Below are 14,912 nucleotides of genomic sequence, written 5' to 3'. Positions count from 1 at the left end.
AATACTATATTGTTCTTATTTAAATTTCACCTCGAAAGTATAAGGCTCTGAAATATCTTTAAATGATGACAGCAGATTTTCAACTGCTTCTTTTGCATAACCGTCCGCTGTTTCAATCATTGTTTTTTCATCAATTTTCTTTTTGCAGTCTTCCTCAGCTCTAACAAGTGCTTTTGTGCCCGCCTCCAGACTATCTGATTTTATCCAGGAAGTATCATAGAACTGATAATTGTTTCCTATGTTAGGCTCACCGACAGTTGCATGCGGCAGTGTGATACTTATCTTTCTTTTTCTGTCATCTATCTTAATATCTGCTTTCGACATATCTACATAAGATTTAACCTCACCGGTGTATTTAACATAAAATTTTTTCTTAAATATACCGCTGTCATCTTCCATTTCAACGACCCCGTCATATATGACTTTAGAAGTGGCAAGTTCGTTTAATTCCTGAAGCTGTCCGCTTATAAAATCTTCAGTCACAACAGAACTTCGTGCATCTTTATTGTCAATATTAATTTTTACCAAAAGTATTATAAATGCCACGCACATAACCGCCACAACAGTTATTATGCTGCGAACAAGTCTGTTGTCCAAAACCTTTTCTTTTAAGCTTTTATCCGTCATTTTATTGTCTGCCATTTTACCTCACTTCATCTTTTTAACAGTACACCAAATGTATCACAGATTTAATTCTCATTTCACTATCTGACACTGACATTTTCACTGATGTCTCCGTTTTGCTTTACTGATACATTTACCGTATATGGATTTTCGCACTTTTTTGCACTCTCAAACATATCCTCGACAAGTACCTTTGCTCTCATATTTGCTTTTTCGACCATATCCGTTTTATCTATTTTTTCCCTGCATTCAAGTTCCGCCTGGGCTTGTCCCTGCTTTAAAAACTGCTTTCCCTCGAGTTTGTTCCATGAAACCTGATCCCATTTTATGCTGCTTTTTAATATATTTATATCAATCACATCCGCTGACGGCAATTTAATATCAATCTTTCTTTTCTTGTCATCAACTTTTACTTCTGCTTTTGAAAGTTCAACTCCGACTTTTACTTCCGCCTTATATTCCATAAGTGCAACTTCGTCAAGCACATCTAAAAACCACTCATTTCTAACCTCGGTAATCCCATTGTACGTTGTACCCAATACCGCAAGTTCACTTATCCCCTCAATCCTTTCGGAATAAACATTAGAATATGAAACTTTTGGTACTGCTTTCTTTGAAAAATGAACTTTCACCAAAATCGTACCAAAAATCAGAATAAGTATCAGCGCAGTAATCAAAATACTCTTAATACGTGTTCCAAGCCCTAAAAACCATCTTACAACAAACATAAAACCTCACTTTCAGACTTCACCTATTTATAATCCCTATCCTAACCTACAACAATACATTTGTCAATCTTATACAATTTTCCATTAAACAAATAGAAATACGACAAAGAACGATATAAATTCCCCTAAAAAATTTATATCGTTCCAAAGTCATATCATATTAAAATTATTTGGCAACAGAGGCAACTATCTGCATTTTTCCGTCAAGTTCAAGGATAAGCGTTTCTCCCTTTATTGCATGATTTATTTAAAGATTAAAATTCATTTTTAATCGGCATATGGTATGCTCCCATCTATGGTTTTCACACTATCACGCTCTATTATTTTTCCCTGTATAGAAAAAACTCCTGCAGAATAAGATGCATTCTGCATTTTATGAATCATAATGTGGACAGCCCTCGTTGCCATCTCACCTATATTTATCTCATATGTAGTAATTCCTATATCCGCTTCCTGATCATATTCAAAATTGTCAAATCCGACAACCGATACATCATTTGGCACTGAGTACCCTGCTTCTTCAAGTTTTCTGATAATGAGACTTGCAGCTTTATCGCAGTTACAGAAAAATGCCGTTGGAACTTCCTTTGGCAGAATAAATTGTCTGTCATAGTCCATTTTTCCATACACATTGTCTCTGTCATCGATAATCCAGTCCTTGCGGTACTCAATACCTCTTTCCATAAGAGCTTTAAGATATCCAAAAAATCTGTCATCAATACTCGGTATCATAAGTCTTGTGCCTACAAATCCTATCTTTTTGTGTCCTCTGTCAAGAAGATAATTTGTCATATTATATCCACCGTAAAGATTGTTGCTCACAATATAATCTCCTGCCTCATCACCTATAGTGGTATCGAAATAAAGAACCGGAAAATCTTTCGTCCATCTCTCTACTGCTTTCATATATTTTTTTCCGAATGCTCCCATTACGATAATGCCGTCAACCTTATTTTCAGATAAAAGTATTGGCATAACACATCCGTTTTCCGCTGCGTATTCTACAATCTCAATCATTGTAAAACATCTCTTTTTGATTGCTCTCTGGGAAATTTCCTGATATATATTCCAATAAAAAGACTGTTTTTCAACTATATATCTCTCGGCAACTATAACACCCAAATTAAAACTTCTGCCTGTTTCTTTTTCTTTATTTTGTACTCTCTTGACATAACCCATCTCATCAGCAAGGGCAACTATACGCTCTCTCAACTCATCACTCATGCCTTTTTGACCTGATAAAGCCTTTGAAACCGTAACTGTACTTACCCCGATTTTCGCAGCAATATCTGATAATTTTACTGCTTTTGCCATATTTTCTTCCTCCAATTGCTATGATTTTACCTTAAGTTCTTCCATAACGCCTCCGAGCAAATATGATGATACATATGCAACAGCCGAACCTTTCATGCCTCCTCTGTAAGCACATGAACATATTAACTTTTACTTAAAAATTATCATAATTTAAGTAAATTGTCAGTAATCCATAACTTAATCGTTAATTTTTTCAATATGGAACAATTCTGCCTGAAAATCTCCCCAAGGTCTCTTAATAATAAATCCACCGTTCATAAGCGCATCTGCATCATATACGGTTCCGTTTATCTTGTATTTTGCTTCATTATCAAGACCTTTAAGTTTAACTCTTATGCTATGCATATTAGGCTGTGCAATCACCTGTACAAACACAAAGATTGCTTCTTTTTTATCCTTTGACACTATCTCATAGCAGTCAAAATAATGATTATTCTGATAAGACGCTATGCGGTAATAGTCACCACTTTGAATGAGCGGACAGTATTTTTTGTATGTCTCAACCTGTGAAGCTATCATATCTCTGTCCTCTTCAGGTATCTTTGTAACATCTAACTCATACCCAAAAGTTCCCGCCATAGCAATAATTCCTCTTGTCTTAAACGGAGTAACTCTGCCTACCGTATGATTTGGGCAGTCAGACACATGCGCTCCTATTACAGACAGCGGATACATAAGTGCCGTACTCTCCTGGATAGCAAGCCTTTCAATCGCATCCGTATCATCCGAGCACCATATCTGAGGACTGAAATAAAGCATTCCGGGATCAAATCTCGCTCCGCCGCTTGAGCAGTTTTCAAGAAGAAGATAAGGAAATTCTTTTAAGAGTCTTCCCTGCAGTTCATAAACCGCAAGTGTATGTCTGTGCATTATCTCTCCCTGTCTGTCAGCATCAAGCTCACTGCTTCCTATATCGGTAAACGGACGATTCATATCCCATTTTACATACTCAATGTTTGCCTGTCTTAAAATAGACGCTACTGATTCATATACATATTCTATAACTTCCCTGCGGCTCAAATCGAGCACAAGCTGATTTCTGACCTGTCCCGGCTCTCTTCCCTCAATATGTACTGCCCAGTCAGGATGTTTTTTGTAAAGCTCCGATTCGGGCGAAATCATTTCAGGCTCAAACCATATTCCAAACTTCATTCCCAAAGAATTTACATTATCTACAAGTTTCTTTAAGCCACCTTTTAATTTTTCTTCGTTTACGAACCAGTCTCCGAGACTTGTTCTGTCATCGTTTCTTTTTCCAAACCAGCCGTCATCCATGACTAACATCTCTATTCCGTGTTTTGAGGCTTCTTTGGCTATATCAAATATCTTCTTCTCGTCAAAATCAAAATATGTGCCTTCCCAGTTGTTTATAAGCACAGGTCTTTTACTGTAAACCCATGACTTTCTTATAAGATGTTCCCTGTAAAGGTCATGGAATGTTGAAGTCATTTTGTCAAGACCTGAATCGGAATATACCATTACAACTTCAGGTGCGGCAAATTTTTCTCCTGCACCAAGTTTCCAGCAAAATCCTCTGGGATTTATTCCCATTGCAAAACGCTGTGAACCGAACTGGCTCTTTTCAATAAATGAGACAAAATTTCCCGAATACACAAAATTCATCGCATATACATCGCCTGTTTCCTGAGTTGCCCCCTCAGAGACAACTGCCATAAAAGGATGTTCCTGATGGCTTGATATTCCACGTGACGATTCTACACTGTGGTATCCAAATCCCACTCTCTGTCTGTCAATTCTTCTCTCTCTTGCCCATGAACCGTGAAGAGTAATATATTCATTCTGCCCGTAGCCAAGTTCAACACAAGCAGATAATACTTTGTCAAGGTATAACGGCTTATCTCCATAATTCGAGATAACAGCACTTCTCATAACTGCATCATTTCCGGTGAAAACAGAGTATCTGAGCTCAACTTCCAGTTTCAGGATATCGTCTTTTAAATTTATACAAAGCGTCTGTACATCATCACCAAATGTCGAAGGCAGTCCTTCAAGTTCAGGTTTTCCGTCAATAATCTCATACGACTCATAGTAAAGCTCTACACCGTATTTTCCTATATCTTCTGCCACTTCTATACAGCTCTGTCTAAAATCACCCATTCCCGATGTCGGATATTCCATAGGAAGTCTGTCAAGAAATGATGACTTCTCTCCGTAATTTATATGAATTTCCGAAAGTTCCTCCTTGTCCATATCAAGAAGATAGGCAAGATGAGTACCAGAAAGTTTCTTTCCATAATAAATATGTACAAGATATTTCTCGTCGATAACTCCCATCACATAGCTTGTATTTTCCGTGTCAATTTTAAATATCTTTTCTTTTTCGTCAAAAATAATCATATCATTCTCCATTCTTGCCCTCTTTTCAGGGCATCTCAAGTTTGTGCGCAAGTACAAATCATAGTATAACACATTTGATTTAGGAAGTCCTGTAGAACTTTTTTCACCTGTATCTTGAAACCTCTATTATGCGGCAAAAATGCCCTATAAACATTTTTGCTGCTTATAGGGCATTTAAATATTAAAGTATAAGAAATTTAAAATTATTTTTTCTTAGATTTGAAAACCATAACGCCGCCGATCGCAACTACTACCACAACTACTATAACAATAGGTACAACAGGAACTCCGGAACTGTCACTGTCTGTTTCACTGCCTGAAGTTGAACCCGAAACACTGCTGCTGTCTGCTGCCTGTGTAGGTTCCGGTGTTTCCTCCACAGCATCCGGATTGTCATAATTGAATCCTGAAACAGTAAATGTAATCTCTACGCTTTCATCAGTAGTACCTTTGAGCAAATCGTATCCGCTCTCAGCACTCTCTGAAAGTCCGTCCTCCTGAAGCTGTTTAACAAGTTCAGGACGCCAATGGTTCATAAGAAGAATAACTGTTCCTCCCTGTAAGTATGGCTCTTCATTCTCAGGAACTCCTTCATCAAATGAAGTAACTTCTCTGCCATCCACTTTTGCCTTTACATTTGTAAATTTAATCTTGTCATTTAAAGGAATGTCAGTAGCAATATGAAGCTGTGAAATCGCTGTCTCTCCCTGGAAGTCTGCTCCTTCAAGTTTCAAAGTATATGTTCCGTTTCCTGCTATCTCTGCATCAGTAAATGTACCTGTTGCAGTTGTTTCTTCCTGTGTATCAGGGTTTGTATATACTATCTTGTCCGCCTTATCAGTCTTATAATACTTATTCTGAGTTTTCTCATAATATCCCAAATGGTTATACCAAAGCTTTGTCGATGTCTGGATGCCCATTGTCGCATGATACTTTCCATTAAGATCAAGTTTTTTCTTCTTTGCTGCATCAGCCTGTGCTCCTGTTGAGAGTGACAATACCATTGCTCCTGCAAGCGTAAGTGCTGCTGCCTTTTTAAAGTTCTTTGCTATTTTCATTTTAGTACCATTCCTTCCTTATTTTATATGGTCAGACGGATATTCACAATCCGCTTTGCAACCTGATAGTGATAAATTATTTCACTGTTACTTTTTTCCCTTTTCCTGCAAATAATTTCTTATATGCTGCCTTTTTGTTTTTCGGAGCTTTAATTACACACTTTGCTGATACTCCTTTTATTGCATTTTTTCCAACACTTTTCAGTGATGTATTTGAAGATAAATCAATAGTGTCAAGTTTACTGCATCCGCTAAATGTTTTATCGGCTATTTTTACAACATTCTTTCCAAGCTTTATGCTTGTAATTTTTTTGCTTCCGGCAAATGCCGAAGCTCTGACTTCTGTGACTTTATATGAATAATCTCCTATTTTGACGGCACCCGGTATTGTAACTTTTGCAGCTGTTTTCTTTCCTGCAACAAGTGCTACAGTTCCTGTTTTTTTATCAGACTTTGTAACTACATATGTATTCCCTGATACTTTCTTTTTTGTACCGACTTTTGCTGCCGGTGAAACATCAATTATTATTGGCTCTCCGTCAGGAGTTTCACCCTTATTATAATTGAATCCTGATACTGTAAATGTTACTGATATATTCTCTTTGCCTTTGCCGTTCAAAAGATTGTATCCGTTGCTTGAATCCTCTAAAACACCTTTATCTTTAAGTGCTGCAACAACATTTGTTCTCCAATGATTTGCAATAAGTATAACTGCTCCGTTTTTATTATATTTTTCATTTTCAAGTATTGCATTGTCATAAGAAACAAACTCTTTGTCGTTTACCGTAACCTTTACATCCGTAAATTTAATCAGGTCATCTTTATCTTTGACCGGTATATCCGTTGCAATATGCAGCTGTGATATTGCTGTTTCACCCTGAAATTCTGCATTTGTCAGTGATACTTCATACGTTCCGTTCCCTGCAATCTCAACATCATTGAAAGTTCCCTTTGCAGTTTTATCATTTCCTACAAGTTTTGCAAATTTATCTGTACCATAATATTTGTTGTCATCTTTTCCATAATATCCAAAACGTGAAAACCACTCCACATTACACGTCTGGATTCCCAGTGCCGCATGGTACTTTCCATTTAAGTTAAGCTCTGTACTGTCTGCTTTTGCTTTCTGTGCAAAGCCTCCTATCCCAAACCCGGAAATAACAAGTGCACCCGTAAGCATTCCTGTCATTACTTTTTTCAACCTTCTTTTTTTCATTACAATCTCTCCTTTATTTTTAAGCTGTTAAATTATAACTCTGTAAAGTATTTTTAATTAACTTTATCATTCATTATATTTAAAATTTTATATCATTGTTTATAATTTAACTACCCTTAAAATACCAATGCAATTGCATGTAATTTAAGACAATTTTATCAGCGAAATTCACCTGTTTTTAGTGCATATATAACAAAAAAGAAAGGAAATCCAAAACAGATTTTCTTTCTTTTTTGAGAAACAGGCTTTAATCTTTAATTAACATTATTACTACATCTGAATAAGCAGACAACTATTTTTCATTTATAAGTGGTCTTATAACTGCAACAGCCAAAATAAATCCTGCCGCTGTAACTACAGCTGCCACTATAAATACTGCATTTACACCATTTTTTATAAATGCGGTATTCGTAGGATCAGATGCCGTGCACGCATTGTAAGCAACCGCAAAAGCTGCTGCCGAGATAGTCTGTGCCAGCGAATTTGCAAAATTCACAAGTGATGTTCCTACACCCATGTCATGCGGTTCCAAAGTTGCCTGTGCCGTCGGCGTAATTGAAACTGCTCTGAAACTTTCGGCAATTCCCGTAACAGTAAGTGCAATAAAATATAACATTATTGATGTAGATGGTGTGGTAAATGCCATCATAGCCATAGGTATCACAACAAAAACAGTTGCCACAACCATAGCTTTCCATGCATTTGCAGTCTTCTTGCCAACCCATACTCCGGCAATTGTAGGAAGTATTATTGTAAGCAAGGTTCTAGGCATCTGTAACGCTCCCGTAAGACTTGTAGATGCTTTCATAACCTGCAATGCCCCTATAGGTGCATATACATTCATAGCATTCTGATAAAAATAACATATAAAGCCTATCACAAGAAGAACAGTATATTTTTTGTTTTTAAATAAGTACATCGGTATAAGCGGTTCATCCGTTTTGTTTTCAATTTTGACAAACACAATCAACGCCACAATACCAATAATAAAGCCGGCTATAATTGCAGGATGTGTAAATCCTACAGAAGAACCAAAATTAAGTGCAAGCAATATGCCGCAAAGTGCAATAACAAGTGTTATTATTCCCGGTACATCGAGTTTTACGCTTTCCTCGTTCTTCTGGTTTGGAAGGTTTAAACCGATAAGAATCACTCCTGCTATAAGAGGTACTGCCGGCATAATTATCGCTGCCTGAAGCATTCCCATATCTGTGAGAATTCCTGCTAAAATACTTCCGCCAAAACCACCTACCGCTATCGATGTCGCAAGCATTCCCATCGCCTTTGGCACTTTTTTTCTCTCATTTATAAGTCCTGTTATAATGTAAGGTGCTGCGGTAAATGCTCCCTGTGCAAGACTTATCAAAAGTCTTAATACCATAAGCGGAACAAGCGAACGCACAAATGCAAATGCGATACCGCATACCGCACATATAATTCCCGGAATCACTACTATGTTTCTGCGTCCAATCAAATCACCGAGTTTACCACCGATTGGTGTCATAATAGACAAACCAAGTGCCGAGAATATCGAAAACAATCCGACATATCCCATCGCATTTACGCTCTCCAATATAGGTGATGTGAGTGTTGCAAAAACGAGCCCGTACATCGCTACCGAAAGCATCATGCATATGCAGCCTGCCTGTACGCATTTTCTTTTATTTTCAGGAAGCGGTATTGCAACCTGTGTATTCTGTGTATCTGCCATTTTTCTTCTCCTTGTAATTTTATATTATTATGCAAGGTTCAAAAGCAGATAGCAATATATATTTACATACAAATTGCTATCTGGTATTTTACCCCTTTTATCATCTTATTTTATTTTCACAGAATTTCTTTGATTTAGAAATTATTTGTGCTTACTGAGCCATTCTACGGCACAATGTGCAAGACAAGCCGAGCCTATCGGACAAACGTCCTCATTAAATCTCGCCTTCGGATGATGTGCCGGATATTCTCCACGCTCATCCATATAGCCTGCCGATAAATACATAAACGTGCTTGGAACTTTTTCTGCTATAACGGCAAAATCCTCGGAAGCACTTGCTGACACATCAGGATATGGCATAAGTCCCGGAATGTTTGTCTCTTTCATATAACTTACAATCTCATTTGTAAATTCAGGATTGCATATAAGTGGAGGTACCTCGGAAATCATCTCAATCTCTGCTGTTCCATTGTAAACCTCTGCCGTTTTTTTCGCCACTTCCTTCATTCTTCTCACAAGTTTCTCTCTTGCCTCATTGTCATTTGTGCGGATAGTCCCCTGTAAAACCGCTTGTTCCGGAATTATATTTGCCGCCGTTCCTGCCTTAAACTGACCAACAGTAAGAACACATGCTTTTGACGGGTCACTTTCTCTTGCTATAAGTTCCTGCAATGCAAGATGAACATGAACACCGATATTTATCGGGTCAACACCTACATGAGGATACGCCCCGTGAGAGCCTTTTCCCTTTATCGTAATCTTAAAACCGTCAACAGAATACATCATAGTATCTTTTGAGTTGTACATAAACAAACCTACAGGCATCTTTCCGGGTGATACATGATACGCAAGTGCTGCATCTACTTTCGGATTTTCCAAAATGCCGTTCTCTATCATGTTTTTACTGCCTTCAAATGTCTCCTCTGCCGGCTGGAACATGAATTTAATGGTTCCGTCAATCAAATCTTCGTTTTCTTTTAACATCTTTGCGGCAGTAAGAAGCATAGCGGCATGAAAATCATGGCCACATGTATGAGCCTCTTTTCCTGAAGGGCATGCAAATTCTTCACCGCTTTGCTCAGCCATAGGCAGTGCATCCATGTCTGCACGAAGCAAAAGAACTTTACCTTCTTTCTTCCCAAGAAGTGCCGTAACTCCATAACCGCATTCTTCAGGCTCCAATCCGTATTCTTTCAATTTTTCAATTACAAATGCTTTAGTTTTAGGTGTATCAAGACCGACTTCCGCATTTTTGTGAATATTCCGTCTGTTTTGTATCGTCTCGTCTTTTAATTCCAATGCTCTATTATAAAAATCCATCTTTGGTCCTCCTTCTGTGTCAGCATGACTTTGCAAACTCCGATTTTAAGATTTAAAATCAAAAATTTAATACTTTATATATTTTACCAAAGCAGATATAAAAATACAAGGAATTCAAAAAGCTTATGCCATTCCGTTAGCCGTCTTATATTTATAAAGCATCTCCGCATGATTCTGTTCTTCAATCTGAATATCCGCCATCAGTTTTCTAAGTGCAGCATTTGCAAATCGGAATACTTTTGAATTGTATTCTGACGAAACCATCTTTTCTGTTCCAATACAATCTGTCACTAAAAAACAGTCTGTCTTTTTATCTTCACTGTTATCAGCCTGAGTGTATGTCACCGGCGGTTCATAGTCTTTACCATCATCATCATTGCAGTTACACTCAGGCACCTCTCCTTCAAGAACCTTTCCAAGTGTGTCATAATGTTTCTGTTCAAGTTTTTCAATTTTTTCAAACAGATTTTTAAGTTCCATATCACATGCCTGCTCTTTATATCTGCGATATTTCTCTACACAGCTTTTTTCCTGTGTCTGTAACTCCTTTATAACATCCATCTCTTTTTGTTCTAATACCATTTGAAACCCTCCTGATAATGTTTTTAATTTTTTTGTTCCAAAATAGTATGCTCAAACAAAATTTTTTTATTCGCATATTTAAACTAATACTTTCTTCATCCAGATATGAGGACACCCCTCATCAAGTCCTATCTCACCGTACTTAGAAAAACCTAATTTTTCATAAAAATAGCCAGAGCAAATATCAATATGTTCACCCTGACTATTTATTATCGCACCATAAAACATTTACTATGCTTTATCTGAATTATATTTCTTCAACTTATCAACCGTTTCCTGAACCTCAAATACACTACCTGCAACAGATTCAAGTTCTTTCATGTCATTCTCACTCATATTGCTTGCCTCCTGCGTGCTTGCAGTGACTTCTTCACTTACAGCAGACAGCTGTGTAATACTCTCAACTATACGGTTATTTGATTCCAACAGATTTTCAATCTCACGTTCAAGATTGTCTGCACGCTCTGACAGTTCTTCTGACTGTCTGCTAAGCTCGTCAAAGCTCTTTACATTTTCCTCAATAAGTTCTTTCTGTTTACTTGCCGCAGCTTTTGATCTGCCTACAAGGTTTGCCGTAAGGTCGGCATTTTCATTTAACTGATTGACAATTTGTTCTATCTGTTCTGTTGACTTCTTTGTCTGATCCGACAAGTCTCTTATCTGGTCAGCAACAACAGCAAAACCTTTTCCTGCCTCTCCTGCTCTTGCACTCTCTATGGAAGCATTTAATGCAAGGAGTGTCGTCTGGTCTGATATTGAAAAGATAACCTTGGTTATATTTGAAACTTCCTCTGCTTTAGCCCTAAGTTCATCCATTGCCTTTTCAACATCAAGTTCAACTGCCTCTATGTCATCAGACTGCTTTTTCAACATCTCCATTCGCTGAGTATTATTGTTCATCTGCTCTGCCGATGTCTGGGCTGACTTGACAACTTCTGCCGTATTCTCTTTGGCAATCCGCACTGCAGTCTGAATCTTACCTGTCATCTCCGACTGCTCCTGTATACTTTCTGCCGTACTTAATATCCCCTGTGCAATCTCATGTAATGACTGGTTTACCGAATTTGTTGAATTCTTCAATCCTATCATTCTGTCCGATGTTTCTTCAACTTTTGTTCTAGTCATATCAGCAACATCCATGATATCTTTCATCATTATATCCTGTCTCTTCTGCTCATCCTGCATTGTATGCATGGCATCGTGATCAAACTGCTTTAACACCCTTGCCGCCCACTGGAAAAACAAAAGTGTCATAACCGTAATTGCCATCATCATAAATTCTGACTGTTTTACTGTTCCAATCAAAATCATTTCTTTTACTGCACGTATCACAATTATGAGTATCGCAGCTATCACAATACTTACATTAAACTTTTTGTTATAATAAAGCATACAACAAAGCAATGGTGGAATAATGTACAAGATTACAAACTCTGAACCGTTCATGAAATTAAGAAGTGCATATACTATCAGAAAACCGTAAATCATCACATTTTTTAAGACAGCTGATGAATAATCCTTAATATACAATAACCAATCCGCTATAATACTTACAGCTAACATGGCTGCAGGTATTACTATCATTATCTCCCCCTGTTTTCCCAAAATTATCTGAGTTATAAATCCAAACATCAGAAAACCTTTGATTATGGTCATACATGCTATAACCATCTGATTTGTTTTTTTAACGCGCTCAGATTTTTTGCTGTACTTCCTGAACTTTACGACAAACTTCTCTACAATTTCTTTTTCATTCATACTTACCTCCTGTTTTGCAACCTTAAACTGGAACTATCATTAGCAAAAAGTGCAACCCCTAATCTTAGTCCCCTATTGTCCTGCTGCTATCATTTGTCCTTCGACTGTATGACTATCAAAATCCCATCATCAAATGATACATTGGCTTTGTCACAGTCATCCGGAAATTCATTACTCACTGTTCTGCTGCTTCCAATCTTTATGTCCTCCCCGTACAGTTCGTATTTCAATCCTGATAATCTTAAATTTGTCACTTCATCCGTATAGGGATAAAATGAGATATATTTATTCCACATATCATCTTTATATAACTCCGTATTTTTCCAAACAAGAAAAATTTTGTTATATCTGTCAACAATATATGTTTCAATATCTTTCTTTAATGCTTTCAATAATATTCCGATATTGGCAAGAAGGTGGTCTATCCTTCCGCCTGTCGCTCCCAATATAACGATTGTTGACGGATTGTTTTCAAGCACAAAATCAAGCACAAGTTCAGTATCTGTCGCATCTTTCTCTGCCGGATACTGAACAAACTCTGCATCTGTTGAATTTGGAATTTTTCTGTCCATGTACAATTTTAACACATCTGATGAAACACTGTCAAAGTCTCCCATGAAATAATCAACTTTTAATCCTAACGCATAAGCCGTATTAAGGCCCGAATCAGCACACACAACCGTATCAAATTGATGTTTTTCCAAATATTCTTTTGCAAAATCTATGTCCGTTTTTCCACCGCTGATAATCAGTGTTTTATTAAATATTTTCATAATCACTCGGCACTTTCCGGATTTTCACCCACCAACTGGCCTTTTTGTGCAGAAATCTCCATTCTGAGTTCTTCCTCTCTCTCCTGAAGTTCTCTCTGCTTTTTCAACCTCTCTCTCTGAATGTCATATATGTATTTTATCAGTCTGTTATCAGTCTGCTGAAAAACGCATCCATATGAATATGAATATTTGCTTCCCTTGGAATTTATTTCACTTTTTCTCACAATCTGTGCTTTAGATTTGAGTTCTCCAAGAGGTGAAGGAATATTGAAGAAAACTGCATCGTCTGTTTTCATCGAAACATTAAGACATATATTAACGCCTGTTTCACTTACATCTTTTACCATTCCCTGAACAAATTCAGGAACCGGCGTCTTATAACTCAAAAAATCAGGATCATCAGTATCCGGATATGGCATTTCAGAGACCCTCATACCTGTCGAAGCATTCATATAAAATCCAAACATTGTCTCAGTATCAAGTGTCACTCTGTAAGCATTTCTTCTGTTAAAGGATTTTCCTTTATCACTTATCTCAAAATAGTGTATCAGGACACCTTCCATTTTCGCAATTCCTGCCCTGCAATTCGGCCACTCCCACATAGTCTCATTGTCTCTGTATATTATACTGACATTATCTTCCGGCATAAATTTGAATGCACGTCCACGAGCCGCTATAAGTGTAACGCACACTTTTTTTTCATCTGCATATTCTACTTTGCTTGTAAGTCTGTATCTATAGCCTTCCCTGTCTACATATATTTCCACTGTCCTGCCTAAAGGAATAGTCTCAAGAAGCAATTAAATCTCCTCCTTTATTTTGTTTATATTTTCAGTTATATTTCCGCTAAATATGGCAGTTCCTGCAACAAGCCAGTCAGCTCCGCTTTCTGCTATCTTTCCGGCATTTTCTACATTAACTCCACCATCTATTTCAATAAGAAAATCCAAATTTTTATCTTTTCTTATCTTGTCTAATCTCTCCACCTTCTCAAAAGACTCCAATATAAATTTTTGCCCTCCAAATCCCGGATATACACTCATAACCAAGACCATATCCACTTTTTCAAGCACATGTGTGATTTCTTCTATTTCAGTATCTGGATTTATTGCCACGGCACATTTCATGTTCTGCTCTTTTATCTTATCTAACGTTGCCTCAAGATCTTTACATGCTTCAACATGCACTGTAATTCCGTCAACTCCACATTTTGCGAAGGCTTCTATATATCTTATGGGTTCACTTATCATTAAATGAACATCAAAAAACATATCTGTTATCCTCCTTATTGACTTGATAACAGGCATTCCAAAAGATATTGACGGTACAAAAACTCCGTCCATAATATCAATATGCAAAAGATCTATATTATTGTTTTCAAGTTCATTTATCTGCTCCCCGAGCCTACAGAAATCTGCCGACAATATTGATGGTGCCAGTTTACTAATTCTGTCCTCCATTGTATAGTGT

General features: G+C 37.2%; 13 protein-coding genes. All 13 read right to left on the bottom strand.

Going from position 1 to position 14,912, the window contains the following annotated elements; all coding sequences use genetic code 11:
- Positions 1-15: 15 nt before the first annotated feature.
- The 13 genes from ACZLXV_RS10380 to rpe all read right to left on the bottom strand — a co-directional run bounded on the left by ACZLXV_RS10380 (position 16) and on the right by rpe (position 14,902).
- The gene (locus tag ACZLXV_RS10380) at positions 16-642 is read right to left on the bottom strand and encodes a DUF4230 domain-containing protein (protein WP_482383360.1); all 627 of its coding nucleotides are present in this window, start codon (positions 640-642) and stop codon (positions 16-18) included.
- 62 nt (positions 643-704) lie between these two features.
- Positions 705-1,352 carry a DUF4230 domain-containing protein gene (locus ACZLXV_RS10375; RefSeq protein WP_482383359.1) on the bottom strand — a complete coding sequence of 216 codons (648 nt, stop codon included), beginning with the start codon at positions 1,350-1,352 and terminating at the stop codon, positions 705-707.
- A gap of 267 nt (positions 1,353-1,619) precedes the next feature.
- A complete protein-coding gene (locus tag ACZLXV_RS10370; protein ID WP_022224272.1) occupies positions 1,620-2,666 on the bottom strand; it encodes a LacI family DNA-binding transcriptional regulator in 1,047 nt (348 codons plus the stop codon).
- A gap of 177 nt (positions 2,667-2,843) precedes the next feature.
- On the bottom strand, positions 2,844-5,036 hold the full coding sequence (locus ACZLXV_RS10365; protein ID WP_482383358.1) for an alpha-galactosidase: 2,193 nt from the start codon (positions 5,034-5,036) through the stop codon (positions 2,844-2,846).
- A gap of 191 nt (positions 5,037-5,227) precedes the next feature.
- On the bottom strand, positions 5,228-6,082 hold the full coding sequence (locus ACZLXV_RS10360; protein WP_482383357.1) for a hypothetical protein: 855 nt from the start codon (positions 6,080-6,082) through the stop codon (positions 5,228-5,230).
- Positions 6,083-6,158: 76 nt separating this feature from the next.
- Entirely contained in the window at positions 6,159-7,298 is a 1,140-nt protein-coding gene (locus ACZLXV_RS10355; RefSeq protein WP_022224269.1) for a leucine-rich repeat protein, read from the bottom strand.
- Positions 7,299-7,590: 292 nt separating this feature from the next.
- Positions 7,591-9,009, bottom strand: a complete 1,419-nt coding sequence (locus ACZLXV_RS10350) for an MFS transporter (protein WP_482383356.1) — start codon at positions 9,007-9,009, stop codon at positions 7,591-7,593.
- 141 nt (positions 9,010-9,150) lie between these two features.
- A complete protein-coding gene (locus ACZLXV_RS10345; protein WP_482383355.1) occupies positions 9,151-10,329 on the bottom strand; it encodes a M20 family metallopeptidase in 1,179 nt (392 codons plus the stop codon).
- Between the two features lie 123 nt (positions 10,330-10,452).
- On the bottom strand, positions 10,453-10,911 hold the full coding sequence (locus ACZLXV_RS10340) for a ferritin-like domain-containing protein (RefSeq protein WP_482383354.1): 459 nt from the start codon (positions 10,909-10,911) through the stop codon (positions 10,453-10,455).
- Positions 10,912-11,142: 231 nt separating this feature from the next.
- Entirely contained in the window at positions 11,143-12,669 is a 1,527-nt protein-coding gene (locus ACZLXV_RS10335; RefSeq protein ID WP_482383353.1) for a methyl-accepting chemotaxis protein, read from the bottom strand.
- A gap of 89 nt (positions 12,670-12,758) precedes the next feature.
- Complete coding sequence (locus tag ACZLXV_RS10330; protein WP_022224856.1) at positions 12,759-13,442, bottom strand: thiamine diphosphokinase; 684 nt, start codon at positions 13,440-13,442, stop codon at positions 12,759-12,761.
- A gap of 2 nt (positions 13,443-13,444) precedes the next feature.
- Positions 13,445-14,242: a PilZ domain-containing protein gene (locus ACZLXV_RS10325; protein ID WP_482383352.1), complete on the bottom strand. Its 798-nt coding sequence runs from the start codon at positions 14,240-14,242 to the stop codon at positions 13,445-13,447.
- Positions 14,243-14,902 (bottom strand): ribulose-phosphate 3-epimerase, encoded by a 660-nt coding sequence (gene rpe, locus ACZLXV_RS10320; protein ID WP_022224854.1) that lies wholly within the window; start codon positions 14,900-14,902, stop codon positions 14,243-14,245.
- Positions 14,903-14,912: the final 10 nt, after the last annotated feature.

This window comes from Butyribacter sp., from assembly GCF_056818865.1.
The sequence above is the reverse complement of the archived record's forward strand: the minus strand, read 5'-3'. Positions and strand labels throughout refer to the sequence as shown.